Annotated in this window: 20 protein-coding genes; 2 read left to right on the forward strand and 18 right to left on the reverse strand. The window is 36.4% G+C overall.

What is annotated here, in order from left to right; genetic code table 11:
* Nucleotides 1–3: 3 nt before the first annotated feature.
* On the reverse strand, nt 4–861 hold the full coding sequence (locus tag AC1Q51_RS09080) for a VOC family protein (RefSeq protein ID WP_097821483.1): 858 nt from the start codon (nt 859–861) through the stop codon (nt 4–6).
* Between the two features lie 22 nt (nt 862–883).
* Nucleotides 884–1,288, reverse strand: coding sequence for a DoxX family protein (locus AC1Q51_RS09085; RefSeq protein ID WP_001071553.1), 405 nt, complete (start codon nt 1,286–1,288; stop codon nt 884–886).
* Nucleotides 1,289–1,444: 156 nt separating this feature from the next.
* Between AC1Q51_RS09085 and AC1Q51_RS09090 the strand changes: the two genes are divergently transcribed.
* Nucleotides 1,445–1,990: a helix-turn-helix domain-containing protein gene (locus tag AC1Q51_RS09090; RefSeq protein ID WP_001020693.1), complete on the forward strand. Its 546-nt coding sequence runs from the start codon at nt 1,445–1,447 to the stop codon at nt 1,988–1,990.
* Between the two features lie 37 nt (nt 1,991–2,027).
* On the opposite strand, the gene AC1Q51_RS09095 is transcribed toward AC1Q51_RS09090, so the two are convergent.
* From AC1Q51_RS09095 to AC1Q51_RS09155, 13 genes are all read right to left on the reverse strand, one after another.
* Nucleotides 2,028–2,405, reverse strand: coding sequence for a hotdog family protein (locus tag AC1Q51_RS09095; protein WP_000111564.1), 378 nt, complete (start codon nt 2,403–2,405; stop codon nt 2,028–2,030).
* A gap of 121 nt (nt 2,406–2,526) precedes the next feature.
* A complete protein-coding gene (locus AC1Q51_RS09100) occupies nt 2,527–2,985 on the reverse strand; it encodes a GNAT family N-acetyltransferase (RefSeq protein WP_000276127.1) in 459 nt (152 codons plus the stop codon).
* 70 nt (nt 2,986–3,055) lie between these two features.
* On the reverse strand, nt 3,056–3,595 hold the full coding sequence (locus AC1Q51_RS09105) for a GNAT family N-acetyltransferase (RefSeq protein WP_002024815.1): 540 nt from the start codon (nt 3,593–3,595) through the stop codon (nt 3,056–3,058).
* A gap of 428 nt (nt 3,596–4,023) precedes the next feature.
* Nucleotides 4,024–4,419, reverse strand: coding sequence for an ankyrin repeat domain-containing protein (locus tag AC1Q51_RS09110; RefSeq protein WP_001192767.1), 396 nt, complete (start codon nt 4,417–4,419; stop codon nt 4,024–4,026).
* Nucleotides 4,386–5,204, reverse strand: a complete 819-nt coding sequence (locus AC1Q51_RS09115; protein WP_000626528.1) for an ABC transporter ATP-binding protein — start codon at nt 5,202–5,204, stop codon at nt 4,386–4,388. Before AC1Q51_RS09115 ends, AC1Q51_RS09110 begins: the two co-directional genes overlap by 34 nt.
* The gene (locus tag AC1Q51_RS09120) at nt 5,191–6,219 is read right to left on the reverse strand and encodes a FecCD family ABC transporter permease (RefSeq protein ID WP_002082127.1); all 1,029 of its coding nucleotides are present in this window, start codon (nt 6,217–6,219) and stop codon (nt 5,191–5,193) included. Before AC1Q51_RS09120 ends, AC1Q51_RS09115 begins: the two co-directional genes overlap by 14 nt.
* A 5-nt stretch (nt 6,220–6,224) precedes the next feature.
* Nucleotides 6,225–7,172, reverse strand: coding sequence for an ABC transporter substrate-binding protein (locus AC1Q51_RS09125; RefSeq protein WP_000748441.1), 948 nt, complete (start codon nt 7,170–7,172; stop codon nt 6,225–6,227).
* Between the two features lie 157 nt (nt 7,173–7,329).
* On the reverse strand, nt 7,330–7,557 hold the full coding sequence (locus AC1Q51_RS09130) for a YrhC family protein (protein ID WP_000661454.1): 228 nt from the start codon (nt 7,555–7,557) through the stop codon (nt 7,330–7,332).
* Between the two features lie 126 nt (nt 7,558–7,683).
* Nucleotides 7,684–10,287: a bifunctional acetaldehyde-CoA/alcohol dehydrogenase gene (gene adhE / locus AC1Q51_RS09135; protein ID WP_000260463.1), complete on the reverse strand. Its 2,604-nt coding sequence runs from the start codon at nt 10,285–10,287 to the stop codon at nt 7,684–7,686.
* 261 nt (nt 10,288–10,548) lie between these two features.
* Complete coding sequence (locus tag AC1Q51_RS09140; protein WP_001201921.1) at nt 10,549–11,682, reverse strand: bifunctional cystathionine gamma-lyase/homocysteine desulfhydrase; 1,134 nt, start codon at nt 11,680–11,682, stop codon at nt 10,549–10,551.
* A gap of 3 nt (nt 11,683–11,685) precedes the next feature.
* On the reverse strand, nt 11,686–12,609 hold the full coding sequence (locus AC1Q51_RS09145) for an O-acetylserine dependent cystathionine beta-synthase (protein ID WP_001103877.1): 924 nt from the start codon (nt 12,607–12,609) through the stop codon (nt 11,686–11,688).
* Nucleotides 12,610–12,691: 82 nt separating this feature from the next.
* The gene (mtnN, locus tag AC1Q51_RS09150; protein ID WP_001217027.1) at nt 12,692–13,387 is read right to left on the reverse strand and encodes a 5'-methylthioadenosine/S-adenosylhomocysteine nucleosidase; all 696 of its coding nucleotides are present in this window, start codon (nt 13,385–13,387) and stop codon (nt 12,692–12,694) included.
* Nucleotides 13,388–13,401: 14 nt separating this feature from the next.
* On the reverse strand, nt 13,402–14,040 hold the full coding sequence (locus AC1Q51_RS09155; protein WP_492331468.1) for a class I SAM-dependent DNA methyltransferase: 639 nt from the start codon (nt 14,038–14,040) through the stop codon (nt 13,402–13,404).
* Between the two features lie 136 nt (nt 14,041–14,176).
* Here AC1Q51_RS09155 and AC1Q51_RS09160 point away from each other — a divergent pair, with 136 nt between their 5' ends.
* The gene (locus AC1Q51_RS09160) at nt 14,177–14,392 is read left to right on the forward strand and encodes a YrzA family protein (RefSeq protein WP_000010984.1); all 216 of its coding nucleotides are present in this window, start codon (nt 14,177–14,179) and stop codon (nt 14,390–14,392) included.
* A 35-nt stretch (nt 14,393–14,427) separates the two neighbouring features.
* On the opposite strand, the gene AC1Q51_RS09165 is transcribed toward AC1Q51_RS09160, so the two are convergent.
* From AC1Q51_RS09165 to greA, 3 genes are all read right to left on the reverse strand, one after another.
* Entirely contained in the window at nt 14,428–15,090 is a 663-nt protein-coding gene (locus AC1Q51_RS09165) for a YrrS family protein (RefSeq protein ID WP_000897094.1), read from the reverse strand.
* 116 nt (nt 15,091–15,206) lie between these two features.
* Nucleotides 15,207–16,961 (reverse strand): peptidoglycan D,D-transpeptidase FtsI family protein, encoded by a 1,755-nt coding sequence (locus AC1Q51_RS09170; protein WP_000695142.1) that lies wholly within the window; start codon nt 16,959–16,961, stop codon nt 15,207–15,209.
* Nucleotides 16,962–17,054: 93 nt separating this feature from the next.
* On the reverse strand, nt 17,055–17,531 hold the full coding sequence (gene greA / locus AC1Q51_RS09175; RefSeq protein WP_014894880.1) for a transcription elongation factor GreA: 477 nt from the start codon (nt 17,529–17,531) through the stop codon (nt 17,055–17,057).
* Between the last annotated feature and the right edge of the window lie 52 nt (nt 17,532–17,583).

Below are 17,583 nucleotides of genomic sequence, written 5' to 3' on the forward strand. Positions count from 1 at the left end.
TTTTTAGGCTTCTCCTTTTATTTTGAAATGGATACAATGTCCAAATGGATCCTCGACTTGTAATATTCCATCTTTGTACGTAGCAATCTTGCCAATATTTTTTAAGCTTTCACATACTTGCTCTTTTTGTTTTTCATTCGCTAGTACAACTGTGAAATATTTCAAACCAACAGAACCTGGCATTTGCGATGGTACCTCTTCACCTTGCCATGTATTTAAACCGATATGATGATGATAACCACCTGCAGATACGAACAATGCTCCATTACGAGCTGGAATCGTTACTTCAAAACCAAGACCATCAACATAGAAACGTTTCGCTTCCTCTAAATCAGCTACATGAAAATGAATATGCCCCATCACAGTACCAGCTGGAAAGCCATTCCATGTACTTCCTTGCTGTAATAATTCTTCACCAGCTAACGGGTTACTAACAAATGGGAGTTCTCCATTCTCATCACGCCAAACTTCTTTTTGTCGATCATGATAAATTTCAATCCCGTTTCCATCTGGATCAGCTAAATAAAGAGCTTCACTAAAGTAATGATCGGCTCCGCCATGTAGTGGATATACCATCTCTACAAGATGACGAAGAACATTCGCTAAATCCTGTCTACTTGGTAATAAAATTGCATAATGATATAACCCTGTTCTTCCTCTTTGCTTCGGAAAAGCTTCTTTCTTTTCTTCAATGATAAGAAGTGGTTCATCATTTTCATTCCCAAATGTAACGACTGCTTCTTCTTCTCTTAGCACCTTCATACTTAGTACTTCCGTATAAAACTCTAGTGATTTCTTTACATTAGATACGTATAAATGAACAACATCAAGTGTTGTATCGGGATGAAGTTGAAAACTCATCTTGTTAGCCCCCCCATTTAAATTAGTTCTTTTTTGACATTTTTTCTTTTAAGAAATTATCTACAAAACCATCAGCTTTTGCAACAAATAAGTATGCACCCATTGCTAATAATGCAAGTTCTAATTCGAAACCAGGATTTTTTCCATCTCCCAATAAACCAGCTGACCATTTCACTTTTACGATTGCTCCAACCATAACAAGTGCAAATAATAATCCAATATATCTTACACCTAAACCTAGAATTAATAATAGACCTCCAACTAATTCAAACGTTGCTACACCGTATGCAAGTCCTCCTGGTAAACCAATACTTGTAAACCATCCTGCAATATTGTCAATTCCTGATTGGAATTTTGTTAAACCGTGCATGAAGAATGTTACCCCTAACACGATACGAATAATTAAGTTACCAATATGTTGATTCATTTCATTCTCTCCTTTATAGTTTTCTTATACAAAACTTTTATTTACATTACAAAACATACACTAATTTTTTTTATTCGTCAATTCATTTTCACTGGGAAAAAATATATTTTTTTTGCTATGATACAAATAGTTGTTTACAAAAAGGAGCTTGATTTTATGAATATTGGTTCTGCAATACGTGAAATTCGTCAACGTAGAGGCATAACAATTGCACAAATTTGCGAGGGAACAGGTCTTTCTAAAGGATTTATGAGTCAGGTTGAAAATAATAAAACATCACCATCTATCTCAACTTTAGAAACGATCTCCAATTTTTTAAACGTTCCCCTTCCCTATTTATTGTTAGAGCAAAAAGATCGATTAAAAATTGTCAAAAAAGAAGAACGGAAATACAGTGTATACGGCAAAGATGAGCAAAGAATTGAACATGTTGCGGAGCAAGGGGGCCTTCGCCTATCTTTAGTAGAAATCCCTACTGGATTCCCGAAAGAAAACTCACCAAATGCCCATGAAGGGGAAGAATGTCACCTTGTATTACGCGGAAAACTAGAAGTTCAGCACGGTGAAGATATTGCAATTGTAGAAGAAGGTGATTCTTTCTCATGGAATGCATGCGTTCCTCATATTGTTCGTAATATAGGAGAAGAAACTGCATTATTACTCATCTCTAGTTATGCGGAAAATCGAAAACGTGTTTATTAAATAATAAAAAAAGAAGCCTGTTAAACAGGCTTCTTTTTTATCCCCTTATAATTCCATAACTTGTCCCAACTAGTACAGTCTTTTCATGCTGATTGCGATAAACTGACTCGATTGAAACTTTTTTATAGCCTTCCATTTGCTCAACATTTGTTAAAGTTAGTTCACAAGTGATCGTATCTCCTGTGAAAACTGGTCTAATAAACTCACTTACTAATTCTCTTGCTATGTAATGTAACTCTTCTCCCACTTTCGTCCCAATGCTAGCAGTCAATAAACCATGAACCATTAATCTTCCATTTTCATCGTATTCCACATGGTGTCTACCTTTATCACCGGTAATATTTGCAAATTCAAAAACTTCTTCCTCAGTAAATCTTCTTTCATATTTAAATACATCCCCAGCTTTTACACTCATTTTTATCCCCCTAATAATAAACAGAATTTTCTTTTATTTTATCATAAAACGAGCCTCAATCCATTCTCTATTATCAAAAGTCTCAAAATTACCTCGCTATACTTTTTTACTTTCCATTCATTTATCGGTGACCATCTCTTTTCGCGACTTGGTATCCATAATACGCACATGTTCCATTTCTCGATAGCTCTCTAACTTCAAATCCACAACTTCTATAAAAATCAAAATTGTTCGCTGATGTATGCGCAAACCAATCACCGTGGGGAAGTTTTTGCAGGCAAAGAGCTACAAGCTTCTTACCTAATCCCTTCCCTCTATATTCACACTTCACAACTAAATTTACTATGTTCGCAATCATAATTCCATCAGAAATGACTCTAACCATCGCAACCATCTCTTCCTCATCCCAAATTGTGAAAGCCCATGTTGAATTTTCGAATGCTATCGTAAATTTTTCAATTTGCCAAGAAGGGATATTATCATTACTCCAACCAGCATCTTCAAACAAAGCTTTAATTGCATATGCTGGTACGCTACTCGTTCCCTCACGAATAATAAGTCCATTATGATAAATGTACATGTAACCCCTCCCTTTATTTTCATATACCATTCTTCAAAAAATGCAATTTACCTTTAAAAAAGTAATTTTTTCATCCAACACGCTTAATAGAATAAACTAGAACATCGATTCCATGAAATGACGTTGTTTTCTCATAGCTGAGCCCGGTTTTTCTAGCAACAAATATTGAGGCGGGATGATTCGGATTAATAAGAGAAATTAATTTATTCATTCGTAATGCTTGGAAACCATAGTCACGAAATGCTGCCGCCGCTTCTTTTGCATACCCTTTTCCCCAATACTGAGGAAGTAACCAATAACCAATTTCAATTTCCTCTTTTCCATCTATCTTCTGCTTTACCAGCCCTGCATGACCAATTCTTGTTCCCGTTTCCTTTTCAATCAATACAAATAAACCGAGACCGTTTTTATAGCTAGGAATCACCCATTCCTCCAGACTTTTTTTACACTGCATATATGTTTTTAACGTCCCATTTCCAATATAACGCATTACCTTCTCGTTCCCCCATAGTGAAGCGTAGAACTGTAAATCATCCATTGTATATTTGCGAATTTGTAAACGTTCTGTATGAAACATGCTGGCACTCCTTTCCACTAATTTTTTCTTCATTTCACGATCACGTTTTGTGTGTATACGAAATGTTACTATTTATTATAAAGTGAAACTTTAATCAGTGGGAAATTTTGTTCATCCCCACTGATTATTAGCCTTCACCAACTAGGCGTTTACGGGCAGTGGATCTCCCGTCTAACTTCTTTGCTTTAGCCGAATTTTTAGGCGGGAGTCTTACTGCCTGGAAAATAGCGGGATAAATGAACCAACGATAAAATACAGAATATTCATTCTTAATAACTAAAAAAAGCAGTAGACAAATATTGTCCACTGCATCCATATCATAACTAGCATAAAGAAAACTACAATTGAGGGGGGTGTAGGATTTTCAAATATACTAGATACTTATCCCGTTCTAACGGGCGGTAAACTTTCCAATTGTTTCAAGTGAAAAGTTTACCGCACATAAGAACTTCCTTCGTTCATTAAGATAGTATTGCTAAATAATCATATACACGCTTAGATTTCTCTCCACCCATTCGTGCATGTTGAAGAAGAGAAATACCATGAGGGCCAGATGCACGCAATGCTTCTGGTTGAGCTACTAAAATAGCTTGTACAACTTCTAATTCACCAAGCATAGCTGCTGCAAAAATATCCATCCGAGCACCCTTTTCTAGTAAATAAAGAACAATATCTTTACGACCTACATGTGCCGATGCGCCTAACGCACTTTCCCAATCTGATCCACCCCAATTATAAGAGGCGTGAAGTAAGCTTGGTGATTCAACCAATAGCTCTTGTACTTTCTCTAAATCCCCGTGAGCTGCCATAACAAATTCTCTTACTAATTCAGTGGTAATACGCTCTTCTGTTTGCATCGCTCTTCTCCCCTTCTAGAAATTCGTTTCGGTGTAAAAAACGGTTTGTCATTTCCTTGAAAAATATCTACATCTATGCCAAATACATGTTGAAACATTTCATGGCATAGTACTTCTTCTGGTATACCATCATACTGAATCTTTCCTCGCTTTAATACGAGTAAACGATCGCTATATTGAGCAGCTTGGTTAATGTCATGTAAAACCATTATAATTGTCATTCCAAACTCCTCATTTAATCGTTTCACAAGTTCCATTACTTCCAACTGGTGAACGATATCTAAAAAGGTTGTTGGTTCATCCAATAATAAGACATTTGTACGTTGCGCTAGCGTCATCGCAATCCAAGCACGTTGCCGTTCCCCTCCTGATAAAGAATGTAAAAGACGATATTCATACCCTTCAAGATTTGTAACAGACAATGCCCAATCAACAATTTCTTCATCTTCTTTATTTAAGCGGCTACTCCATGATTTATGTGGACCTCTTCCGAACTCAATTAGTTCTTTCACTGTCAAATCTAATTGATGATCATGCATTTGTGGTAACATCGCTAATTGCTTCGCTACATCAGCACTCTTCATCATATGAATATTTTTCCCATCTAAAATGATGTCCCCTTCGCTTTGTTTCAGTAGCCTTGCTATTAAACGAAGCAAAGTAGATTTTCCCGATCCATTCGGACCAATTAAACTAACGATTTCTCCAGCCTTAATATGTACATTCATATTTTGCATTTGAAATCTTTCAGAGTGTGCATAAAACACTTTGTTAACGGAAATCACGTTGTTTTCCTCCTCTATGAATTAAATATAAGAAGAAAGGACCACCTAAGAAGGACAGTAAAATACCAACAGGCAATTCGATTGGGTCAAACCAACTTCGAGCTATTGCATCCGCAAAAACAAGTAATACCCCGCCGCCAAGGCATGATAAAGGTAGCAAATATCTATAATCATTTCCAACTAATAAACGTAGCATATGTGGTACGACAAGACCGACAAATCCAATAAGACCAGACACACTTACCGCAATTCCAGCTAATAATGTACTTACTACGATTAAATAAAACCGACTTTTTTCCACATTATGTCCTAATAGTTTTGCCATTTCATCTCCAAGCATTAACACTCGAATATGCTTAATACCAAAGAAAGCTAATATAATGGCGAATATTGCATAATAAATAATCATGTTTAAATGTGCCCAACTTACACCACCAATGCCGCCCGCTAGCCACGGTAACACGGATTGTACTTTGTCACTATGTAATAACATTAAAGCTGACGTTGCTGCACCAATTAATGCATTGATTGACACTCCTACTAAGACGATTCTTGAAGGTGGTGCCCCTTTTTGCCATGATAAAGCATAAATAACCATCGCTGTTATGAAAGCTCCTAAAAACGCCCCTAGTGGTAAAAAAGCTAGATGCTGTGGGAATAAAATCATGATGACAATTGCTACAAGGCCTGCCCCAGATGAAACCCCGATAATACCAGGATCTGCAAGAGGGTTTCTCATAACCCCTTGCAGCAGTGTACCAGATGCAGCTAAACATGTTCCTACTATAAACCCAACGAGAACTCTCGGTATGCGAAGATCCCATACAATTCGATGAACTGTCGAACCTTCATCTTGTATACCTGTTAGAATGTCTCGTACAGAAAAAGATAAACTTCCTGCGAAAAGTCCGTAAAAGAGGCCTAGAATTGTTAATACAACTAAAGTAACTGCTATTATCCATCTTTTTTTCGCAAAAGGATGTTCCTTTTCTCTTACTACTTCACTACTTTCCATACGTATCATTTCCTTACATCTTGTATACTTTTATACATAAAGTCCATTGCTTCTGTAACTTTTGTCCCAGGATTAGATCCAAATAAATCAGGTGGCAAAATAACTACGCGGTTTTGTTTTACTGCATCTAAATTTTTCCACGCTTCATTTTTCATCATTTCGCCTTCGAATGCTTTTTTCACACTTTTTGGATCTCCGTGTGTAATTAAATAAATGACATCTGGATTCGCCTCAATAATACGTTCTACACTTAGCTGTGCATATTGCGGATATTCTTTCGTTTCTGGAAAATCAGAAGCAATATTTTTCCCGCCTGTTTTTTCTAAAACATCACCTGATAAAGATGTTGGTAATGCCGCTAAATAAGTACCTGGTGCGCCATACACTAGCAATGCTTTCACATCGCTCTTTTTCTCATATTTCTTCATTTGATCATTGATTTTTTGATTAAGTTCTTTTGCTTTATCTTCTTTCTTCATTACCGTTCCATATAATTCAATATTCTTTTGAATATCTTGTACAGAATTCGCAGAAGAAATGATTACTTTCGTTCCCTGTCCTTCAACCGTTGGCACATTCTTTTGGAATCCATTGTTAGCAACAAGTACATCGGGCTTTAAACTAGCAATTTGCTCAAAGTTCGGTTGATGTGCATTCCCGATTACTTTTGCTTTCTTTAACTCCTCTGGAAGAGTTAATTTCGTATCCGGACGACCTACTACTTTTCCACCTAAAGCATGAATAATATCCATGTCTCCCATACTTAATGTTGCAAAACTTTCTGGTACTTTATCGAATGTTACCTTTCTCCCTGACAGGTCGGTAATTTCGATTTTTTCTTTTCCTTTTTCTGTTTTGGTTGCAGACGCTTTTTCGTCCTCTTTGGCACTGCAACCTATTAACAAGAAAAAAATAGATAAAAACGCTGTAAATAGCGTAATAGATTTTTTCATTCCTTCACCTCTAATTGATAATGATAATCATTAACTACTATTCTACTTTAATTGATAAGGATTATCATTGTCAACATGAAACGCATACATTTTTCTACAAAAAACAAAAAGCGCGACAAAAAGATTCTTTCTTTTCGCCGTGCTCTAGTTAACAATATTATTCACATTCATTTTCCTCTAACTGGTCACGCATCACTTTCACACGCTGAAAGAAAAAGAACGATAAACTTAAAAATATAACGATGCTCCCCATCATAACAAAAAATTGGATTGTCTCTTTTGCTCCATCCGGAATCAACAAGCCAACCATTAACAATGTACTTACAGCGAGAAGAATTTGTCCGAACCTAGTATAATCTTCTATTTTCCCTTGTAATTCTTTCATTATATTCTCACTCCTCCATTTCACTTTATCATATTCTATGAAACTGAAAGACCAGTAAATACAGCCATTCTGGGAGATGTTTTCCAACAAAAAAAGAGCCGCTTTACTGCGGCTCCTTTTTAATCATTATTCACCTTTATATGCTTCCATATAAATTTCTTTCAGCTCTGAAATAAGCGGTAACTTTGGATTAGCAGTTGTACATTGATCTTCAAAAGCTCTTTCTGCTAATACTCCAACAACCTCTTCAAATTGCTCTTTATCTACCCCTTGTCCGGCAATACTCATATTAATATTTAAGCTTTTTCCAAGCTCAATAATTGCTTTGACGAGTGATTCCACACCTTCTGCTACTGAGCTTGCTGGAAGCCCGAGCATTCTCGCAATATGTGCATAGCGTTCATCTGCTACAAAGTGCTCATATTTTGGGAACAATGCGTGTTTTCTTGGCTTAATAGCATTATAGCGGACTACATGCGGCATAAGAATTGCATTTGCACGTCCGTGCGGAATATGGAATTCTGGACCAATTTTATGTGCTAAGCTGTGATTAATACCTAGAAAAGCATTTGCAAATGCCATCCCTGCAATTGCAGAAGCGTTATGCATTTTTTCCCGTGCTTCTTCATCATTTCCATCTTTGTATGCTCTCGGTAAATATTTGAATACGAGATCAATAGCTTTTAATGCTAATCCATCTGTATAGTCATTTGCCATAACAGACACATACGCCTCAATTGCATGTGTTAAAACATCCATACCAGTATCTGCTGTTACATGTGGTGGTACTGTCATTACAAATTGCGGATCAACAATTGCTACATCTGGTGTTAATTCATAATCTGCGAGCGGATACTTTATATTATTTTTCTTATCTGTAATAACCGCAAATGGTGTCACTTCTGATCCTGTTCCTGATGTTGTTGGAATCGCAACAAACTGCGCCTTATTTCCTAATTCCGGATATTTACATGTACGTTTTCTTATATCTAAAAACTTCTGTTTAATGCCATAGAATGTCGTTTCTGGATGCTCATAGAATAACCACATTCCTTTTGCTGCATCCATAGCTGAACCACCACCAAGTGCGATAATTACATCTGGCTTAAAGCTTCTCATCATTTCCGCACCTTTAAAGACAGTTTCATCTGATGGATCTGGTTCGACCTCAAAGAAAACTTCAATTTTCACATCATTTGCATGCTTGTTTAAATAGTGCGTGACTGTATCCACATAGCCATGTTCAACCATTCCAGGATCCGTTACAATAAATGCACGTGAAATGTTAGGCATATTTGCTAAATACGCTGTAGCATGTTTTTCAAAATAAATTTTTGGCGGCAATTTGAACCACTGCATATTCTTTTTTCTATTTGCCAGCCTTTTTATATTTAATAAATGAGTCGCTGTTACATTTTGGGAAACTGAATTTTTTCCGTAAGAACCACAACCAAGTGTAAGTGATGGAATAAATCCGTTATATATATCCCCTATTCCACCTTGTGATGAAGGTGCATTTACAATGAGACGGCAAGCTTTCATACGTAATCCAAATTGCTTTTGCACTTCTTTATTTGTAGAATGAATAACTGCTGAATGTCCTAAACCACCGAGGTTCAACATTTCTTCGCAATATGTAAATCCTTTTTCTAATGAATTCGCCTTCACACAGGCTAATACTGGGCTCAGTTTCTCACGAGATAACGGGTATGCTGCTCCGATACCTTGAATTTCAGCTACAAGCATTTTTGTATGTTCAGGAACAGTAATCCCAACTAATTCGGCAATATACTGTGCTGATTTTCCTACAATATCACTATTTACTGCACATGTATTTTCATTTATAACGAGCTTTTCTAATTTTTTTCTTTCTTCTTCTGTTACAAAGTAACAATTGTTTTCGATCATTTCTGTTTTAACATCATCATAGATTTCTTTATCGACAATGATTGCTTGTTCCGATGCACAAATCATACCGTTATCAAATGTTTTCGATAAAATTAAATCATTAACAGCTCGTTTTACATGTGCTGATTTTTCTATATAACACGGTACATTACCAGGACCTACACCTAGTGCTGGTTTTCCAGTAGAGTAAGCTGATTTCACCATACCAGCGCCTCCAGTTGCTAGAACGAGTGCCACACCCTCATGGTTCATTAATTGTTTTGTCGCTTCGACAGACGGTCTTTCAATCCATTGAATACAATGTTTTGGTGCACCAGCTTTCATTGCTGCATCATATACGGTTTTCGCTGCTGCCACCGAACAATTTTGTGCAGAAGGATGAAATGCGAAAATAATTGGATTTCTCGTTTTTATCGCAATCAAAGCTTTAAACATTGTTGTCGACGTTGGATTCGTTACTGGTGTTACCCCAGCTACTACACCGACAGGTTCTGCAATTTCTATTATTTCTTCATGAGGATCTTCGTGAATAATTCCTACCGTTTTATCTTGCTTTATACTATGCCAAATATATTCAGTGGCAAAAATATTTTTAATGCATTTGTCTTCATAGACACCACGGCCTGTTTCTTCAACAGCCAATTTTGCAAGTGGCATATGTTGATCAACACCTGCTAATGCCATTTCATGAACAATGTTGTCAATCTGCTCTTGTGTAAAACTTTCTAATGCTTGTAAAGCTTGTTGACCGTTATTTACTAACGTATCAATCATCTCTTTTACCTCTTGCATTTCATTTACAACTTTCTCTTTGACTACCATGTAAATTTCCTCCTATTCTGTTATCACGGTCTTTATAAGTCCCTACAGGTCATAATAAGTCCCGATTAGCGAAAAAAAATAGAGTTACCGTCCTACATGAATCCCATTGTTTGTGAAACATTTCACAAGTTTACTCGTGAATAACATTTCATGAATTCAATATACATGAAATCATTTCATTTGTGTATGTCTAATTTGTGAAATGTTTCACAAATTAACATAATAAAAATGCACTGCTCCACATTAGCAGTGCATTTTTTATTACGCTAGCGCTTGTGCTAAATCTTCAATTAAATCTTCACCATCTTCAATACCGACAGAAATACGAATTAATGTATCTGTAATTCCTAATTCTTTACGGCGATCTGCTGGGATTGATGCATGTGTCATTTGAGATGGGATAGAAATTAAACTTTCTACTGCTCCTAAGCTTTCAGCAAGTGTAAAGTATTGCAGTTTCTCAAGTACTTTATTTAATGTTTCCTCACTATCTACATCAAACGAAATAATAGCACCAAATCCATTTGCTTGTTCTGTTGCTAATTCGTGGTTTTGATGTGATTCAAGACCTGGGTAATATACTTTATTTACTTTTGGATGATTATTTAAGAATTCAGCAATAGCGCGTGAATTCGTTTCATGTTCTTCCATACGAATTCCTAATGTTTTTAAACCGCGAAGTAGTAAGAAGCTATCTTGTGGTCCAAGAATACCTCCTGTTGAGTTTTGTACAAAGTGAAGGTCTTCTGCTAGTTGTGGGCTATTTACCACTACTAGACCTGCAACTACGTCACTATGACCTCCTAAATATTTCGTTGCACTATGAAGTACAATGTCTGCTCCTAAAGAAATCGGCGACTGCCAATATGGCGTCATGAATGTATTATCAATAATTGTTAATAAATCTTTCTCTTTAGCAAGAGTAGATATTTTCTTAATATCAGTAATTTTTAGTAATGGGTTCGTTGGTGTTTCCACATAGATCGCTTTCGTATTTGGACGAATTGCTTCTACAACTTCCTCTAAGTTTGTTGTGTCTACAAATGTATGTTCAATACCGAAGCGGTTTAATACTTTCGTAATAACACGATACGTTCCACCATAAACATCATCTGTTAAAATAACGTGGTCACCTTTTGAGAACAACATAATTGTCGCTGTAATAGCAGCCATTCCAGAACCGAATGCAAATCCAGCATGACCATTTTCTAATACAGCAATCATTTCTTCTAAAGCTGCACGTGTTGGGTTACCTGTACGTGAATATTCATATCCTTGATGCTTACCAACCGCTTCTTGTTTGTACGTACTTGTTTGATAGATCGGTACGTTTACAGATCCAGTTGAAGGTTCTCCTATGCGAATACCATGAATTAACTTTGTCTTTGCTCTCATTTTTTATTCCCATCCTTTGTATATGTCTTTACTTAAATAGCGCTCACTACTATCAGGAAAAATGGTTACAATATTTGTACCTGGTGCTGCCTTCTCTGCCTCAAGTAAGCTCGCATGAAATGCTGCTCCTGAAGAGCTCCCAACGAGAAGTCCTTCTTTTTGCGCTAATTCTTTCACTCGTAAAAATGCATTTCGATCAGAAATCGTATGAATTTCATCAAAATAAGATGTCTTCAAAAATGGCGGGATAAATTCCAGTCCAATTCCTTCGGTCTCATGTGAACCAGCCTTACCACCATTTAAAATAGATCCTTCTGGCTCTACGATAACTGTTTTAATATCTATATTTTTTTCTTTCAAATAAGATGCAGTCCCCATAAACGTACCGCCAGTTCCTGCTCCAGCAACAAATATGTTAATCTCTCCATTCAGTGCATCCCAAAGTTCAGGACCTAGTGTTTTGAAATAAGCACGCGGGTTTGCTTCATTCGCAAACTGACTTGGAGAGTATGAATTCGGTATTTCATTTACTAATTCTTTTGCTTTTGCAATTGCACCGGTCATTCCTTGCTCAGTCGGTGTATGCACGACCGTTGCACCTAGTGCTTTCATTAATTCTTGTTTTTCAATACTAAATTTCTCTGGTACACAAACGATAACACGTAAATCATGTTCTAATGCTGCAAGTGCCAGTCCAATACCAGTATTCCCAGCAGTCGGTTCAATAATTGTTCCACCTTGGGTAACAAGCCCTTTTTCTAGCGCATCTTCGATTAATTCTCTTCCTAAACGATCCTTAACGCTTCCGCCTGGGTTATAAAATTCAAGCTTTGCAAATAAGCGGACCCCTTTCGGAAGTGAAAAACGAGTAATTTCTACAATTGGTGTATGACCAATTAACTCATGAACTCCACGATATACATTCATCGTGTTCTCCCCCTTGTTTGCCAATAAAGAAAAGGCAACTGTATGTATTTTCTTTATATGAGACAGTTGCCTTTTTGTTACATTACTTTAACTCTTCTAACACTTTTACGATAAAGTTTGTAGAATGAAGAGCTGCTTGATCTAAAAACTGATCAAATGAAACATTTGATTCTTTACCAGCAATATCAGAAAGTGCGCGAATGATAACAAACGGAACTTCATATTGGTGGCATACTTGTGCGACAGCTGCTGCTTCCATTTCTACCGCATAAAGATTTTCAAATTTATCACGGATGGCTGCAACGCGGTTCGGATCACTCATAAATGAATCGCCTGTTGCAATCATGCCTTTTACAACTTGAATATTTTCTTCAGTTTGCATACATTTCTCAGCTAATGCAACTAACGCCTCATCAGCTTTAAATCCAGGCGGCATTCCTGGTACTTGACCATATTCATAGTTAAATGCTGTTACATCTACGTCATGGTGACGAACTTCAGTGGAAATAACTACATCACCAACGTTTAGAGAATGATGGAATCCACCAGCTGAACCAGTATTAATTACTTTTTCAGGCTTATATTTTTCTAATAAAATTGTCGTTGACATCGCTGCATTTACTTTACCAATACCAGACTTTAACAAGATTACTTCATGTCCTGCTAATAGCCCTTTCGTAAATTCACAACCTGCAACCGTTTCTGTTTCTGCTTGTTCTAATTTGTCACGTAAAATACGTACTTCTTCTTCCATTGCTCCAATTACAGCAATTCTCAATCTAATCCCTCTTTCTATTGCTTAGTTGCCTCCATTACCCAAACGAAATGATTTAATCTCGTAAACGTTACATGGAAGCCATTGTTTTCAAAAATAGTCTGCATAACTGAAATACGTGTATAGTATTCCGTTTGCAAATCGTTTGCTAACTGGTGAAAACCTCTTTGTTTTGCTGTTTCAACAGTTTTATCATATGCATCTTGATCTGCAAATATCGTATCAGCAAACACTATTTTACCACCTTTGTTTAGCAATTGACTATACTTCGCAACCGCTACATTTTTTTCATCATCTGTTAAATGATGAAATGCATAGGTGCTTACAATGGTATCAATTGAATTTGGGACTTCAAACGAAAGAAAATCACCTTCTGTAATCGAAAATTCTTTTGGCAATTTCTCTTTTGCAATCATACGCATTTCACGCGACGGTTCTATACCGTAAACTGTGCGGCCAGCAAGTAATAATTTATTTGTTAAATTACCTGTACCGACACCAAATTCTAATACATTACCAAATGACTTGTTAACTACATCCTCTAGAATATCCTCATAATGGGCGAAAACTTCTTTATATTGTATATCTTCGCCTTGTACGAATGAGTCGTACGTATGAGCCCACTCATCAAATAAACCATTAAATTCTGTGCCCATAAAAATTCCCCTTTTTCTTATCGGTTTTATCAGTATGATATTCCCTCTTTCTAAAAATGTCAATTGAAATGTACATGGTATTTCCTTCTTTTCTTTGTTACACTATAGTTGATTACATAGGAGAGGGGCCGTCTTCATGTCATTTACCTTTGAAATGTTAGAAGATAAAGTAGAATTTTTTGAAGCGGGAGACTTAGCTTCTTTAGAACGAAAAATTAGTGAACAAATCGATAATAATAAAGCACTTATGCTTGAAGTTCATCACATCTCACATCAAATGGTTATGGATCCTGAAAGCAAAAGACCGTATTATAGCGCGGTTGTTCATTTTAAATTAAAGAAATTGCGTTAACTAAAAAAGAGAAGCTCCTAAGGAGCTTCTCTTTTTTAGTTTAGAGTTTGAACAAGTACTGGTTTCCAGCCCTCATTGTCTACCCAATCAATATTTACGTAATATCTTTTTCCACTTTGCTTATCTTGAACGTCACCATAAGCTTTACTCTTTCCAGTTTTGTCTCTTCCAACAAAATGGAATACTAATTGCTCCTTCGGTACTTCAATACCTGCAGCAATTGCACTTTGCATCTCATTCCAATCTGATGACCCCTGTTTAAACGTCATCGCTGGTGATGAACCTTGTTCTGTTCCTACAGCTTTCCAAGAAGGTTTTGTATAAGCCTCTTTTGCCTTGGATACAGTTTTTTCAGCTGATACTTTCTCGTTAGCTTTCGCTTCTTCTTCAGCTTTTTTCTTTTCTTCCTCAGCCTTTAACTTCTCTTCTTCAGCTTTTTGCTTAGCTTCTGCTTGCTCTTTTTCTTTTTCTTTTTTCTTAGCAGATTCTTTATCTTCTGATTTTCCAGCTTTCTCATTCTTTGTTGTTTGTTGAGAGACTTTCTTATCAGTAGAAGATGCTTGCTCTTTCGTACTAGGAACGAACAATTGATATGCTACAATAGCTACTAATAGTAATACAATAGCGATTGCAATATTTAAAACACCGTTTTGACGACGTTTTTGTTGTTTCTGTTGGAATCTTGATCCTCCTGCCATTCTCCAAACCTCCATGCAGTTTTTCCTAATTGCTATTGTAACATTAAATCTAGAAAGGTTGAACATTTACAATGATATTTTCATGAAATGAAAACAATTCACTATAAATTGCAAGATTACTTTTCATTCTCCAATTGATAGATTGCTCCTACCATATCTTTAAAAATAGGTGTTACTTTATTCACTTTGTTATCAGTCTCTAGATCAACAACAACTAAAGCATATCTTGGATTCTCATACGGAAAATAACCTGCAAACCAGCGATTCACCCTCGTCCCTTTCCCTGTTTGCGCTGTCCCGGATTTTCCAGCGACACTGAGCGGTAACGAGCGGAATGCCGTTCCTGTTCCTTTCTCCCTTGTTACAACGCCTCTTAATAACTCTTGTAATGTTTTCACTGTTTCATACGAAAGCTGTTTTCCATGTAACGTATGGTTCTCAAATGTAAAAAAATCCGCTCCATTTTTATATACTATTTTTTCAACAGCTTTCACTTCCATCTTTTCTCCATTCCTCGCAATCGTCGCCATCATATTAGCAATTGCTAGAGGTGATATACGTACATCTTTCTGTCCAATCGCTGTTTGCTCTACCGCTTTTTTACTATTTTTGTTTTCTTCATTCCCCCAAATAGTAGTGCCTTTTTCTTCTGGCATTTGCTCGAAATGAGGTGTATGAAATACAGAACCTTTCCATCCGACCTTTTCATTTGCTCCTAAAGCTGCTACGTATGTTTCTAGCACCGTCCTATCCTTTTGTAATAGCTCGTTACCTAACTCGGAAAATGTCCTGTTACAGCTCCTAGCAAAGCTCTCTTTGAAGTTAAGTGTACCCATCATAACTTGTGGGTCGTTTTCACCATATAAATCTTTATTACAATTAAATGTCCGATTAAACAAATTTACTTTTTGATCAATGACTGCAGCTGCAACTACTGTTTTAAAAACAGAGCCTGGAAAATGCGGCGTTAACATTTGATTTTCAAGTGTAGTCTTATATAAATTCTTATCTCTTACTTGTAAAGACGGCTTACTGACCATCGCTAATATTTCATTTGTCTTTACATCAAGTAATACTAATCCCCCCTTCTTTATTTCATTTGCTTCAATCACTTCTTCTGCTTTTTGCTGCAACCCTTTATGTAAAGTAGTTTGAATCCTAACTGGGTAAAATGGATTTCCTGGTGAAGTATATTTCGCTTGCTTTCCGAAAATTGGTTCTCCTTGCCGATCTACTTGATACAATACTTTTGCCTCTCCATCAGTCAATAAAAATTCATCAAAAGATTGCTGTAATCCTGAAATACCTATCGGCGTTTGTTTTGAAATTTTTTTCACTTCTCCATATCGCTTTTGAAATTCTCTTTCGTTCTCCCCTACATCACCAATTAAATGATTTATCTCCCCAGTTTGTTTTAATCGCACTTCAGCTGCTACAATACCTAATACATGTAATTGATTCACCTTCTCCATCTGCTCTCGTGTCACTCGAAATGGAGCAGTTTCCCCTTGCAGTATAAATGCATTTTTTTTATTTTTCATTTGTCTTCTGATTTCTTGTCTCGACACACCAATGATATGCGCGATTTTCTCTAACATGTCATTTTTTATTTGTAAAAATGGAAAAACAATTAAAACAGGATACTTTTCCTCACCTATTTCTTTACCACTACGATCTATAAACTGCCCACGTCCATCGTCTACTGCAATGGATTGCGTACGTTGCGTAACACTTTTTTCAATTAAATTTATTTTGCGATCAGTAAATGATTCTGTATCTATAATTTGGATTTGAATTAAACGACAAAGCAATAAAAACATAATGCCCATAAAACAAATTAAAACAATTGTAATTCTCCGTTTTATTTTCATAAAAAAACACCTCGTCTATTATAGTTTGGACGGAGTGTTTCATCTTTTATACAAATAAAAAAATCACTCGTTTTTACACGAGTGATTTTTTTATTATTTTACAGAGACAATCTCTACTTGCATTTCTCCGCCTGGTGTTTGGATTGTTACTTTCTCACCAATTTGCTTACCTAATAAGCTTTTTGCGATTGGAGAATCGTTAGAAATTCTTCCTTCAAATGGATCAGCTTCCGCACTACCTACGATTGTGTACGCTTCTTCATCTCCATTTGGTAATTCTTTAAATGTTACTGTTTTACCTAATGTAACAACAGTAGATACTTCGCCATTATCTTTAATGATAACTGCGTTACGAATCATATTTTCTAATTGTGTAATACGTCCTTCTACGAACGCTTGCTCATCTTTTGCTGCATCGTACTCAGAGTTCTCAGAAAGGTCCCCGAAGCTACGTGCGATTTTAATACGTTCCACTACTTCTTTACGTCTTACTGTTTTTAATTGCTCAAGTTCGTTCTCTAGTTTTTGCTTACCCTCTTGCGTCATAGGGTATGTTTTTTCTGTTGACATATTTTCCACTCCTTTTATATACCAATCCCCCGAAAAAAAGAGGAGTTCCATA

This window comes from Bacillus sp. MT94, assembly GCF_058792475.1.

Coding starts and splice junctions, on each gene's coding strand:
- AC1Q51_RS09080 (WP_097821483.1), bottom strand. CDS start 861: ATGAGTTTTCAACTTCATCCCGATACAACACTTGATGTTGTTCATTTA.
- AC1Q51_RS09085 (WP_001071553.1), bottom strand. CDS start 1,288: ATGAATCAACATATTGGTAACTTAATTATTCGTATCGTGTTAGGGGTA.
- AC1Q51_RS09090 (WP_001020693.1), top strand. CDS start 1,445: ATGAATATTGGTTCTGCAATACGTGAAATTCGTCAACGTAGAGGCATA.
- AC1Q51_RS09095 (WP_000111564.1), bottom strand. CDS start 2,405: ATGAGTGTAAAAGCTGGGGATGTATTTAAATATGAAAGAAGATTTACT.
- AC1Q51_RS09100 (WP_000276127.1), bottom strand. CDS start 2,985: ATGTACATTTATCATAATGGACTTATTATTCGTGAGGGAACGAGTAGC.
- AC1Q51_RS09105 (WP_002024815.1), bottom strand. CDS start 3,595: ATGAAGAAAAAATTAGTGGAAAGGAGTGCCAGCATGTTTCATACAGAA.
- AC1Q51_RS09110 (WP_001192767.1), bottom strand. CDS start 4,419: ATGCAAACAGAAGAGCGTATTACCACTGAATTAGTAAGAGAATTTGTT.
- AC1Q51_RS09120 (WP_002082127.1), bottom strand. CDS start 6,219: ATGGAAAGTAGTGAAGTAGTAAGAGAAAAGGAACATCCTTTTGCGAAA.
- AC1Q51_RS09125 (WP_000748441.1), bottom strand. CDS start 7,172: ATGAAAAAATCTATTACGCTATTTACAGCGTTTTTATCTATTTTTTTC.
- AC1Q51_RS09130 (WP_000661454.1), bottom strand. CDS start 7,557: ATGAAAGAATTACAAGGGAAAATAGAAGATTATACTAGGTTCGGACAA.
- adhE (WP_000260463.1), bottom strand. CDS start 10,287: ATGGTAGTCAAAGAGAAAGTTGTAAATGAAATGCAAGAGGTAAAAGAG.
- AC1Q51_RS09140 (WP_001201921.1), bottom strand. CDS start 11,682: ATGAGAGCAAAGACAAAGTTAATTCATGGTATTCGCATAGGAGAACCT.
- AC1Q51_RS09145 (WP_001103877.1), bottom strand. CDS start 12,609: ATGAATGTATATCGTGGAGTTCATGAGTTAATTGGTCATACACCAATT.
- AC1Q51_RS09155 (WP_492331468.1), bottom strand. CDS start 14,040: ATGGGCACAGAATTTAATGGTTTATTTGATGAGTGGGCTCATACGTAC.
- AC1Q51_RS09160 (WP_000010984.1), top strand. CDS start 14,177: ATGTCATTTACCTTTGAAATGTTAGAAGATAAAGTAGAATTTTTTGAA.
- AC1Q51_RS09165 (WP_000897094.1), bottom strand. CDS start 15,090: ATGGCAGGAGGATCAAGATTCCAACAGAAACAACAAAAACGTCGTCAA.
- AC1Q51_RS09170 (WP_000695142.1), bottom strand. CDS start 16,961: ATGAAAATAAAACGGAGAATTACAATTGTTTTAATTTGTTTTATGGGC.
- greA (WP_014894880.1), bottom strand. CDS start 17,531: ATGTCAACAGAAAAAACATACCCTATGACGCAAGAGGGTAAGCAAAAA.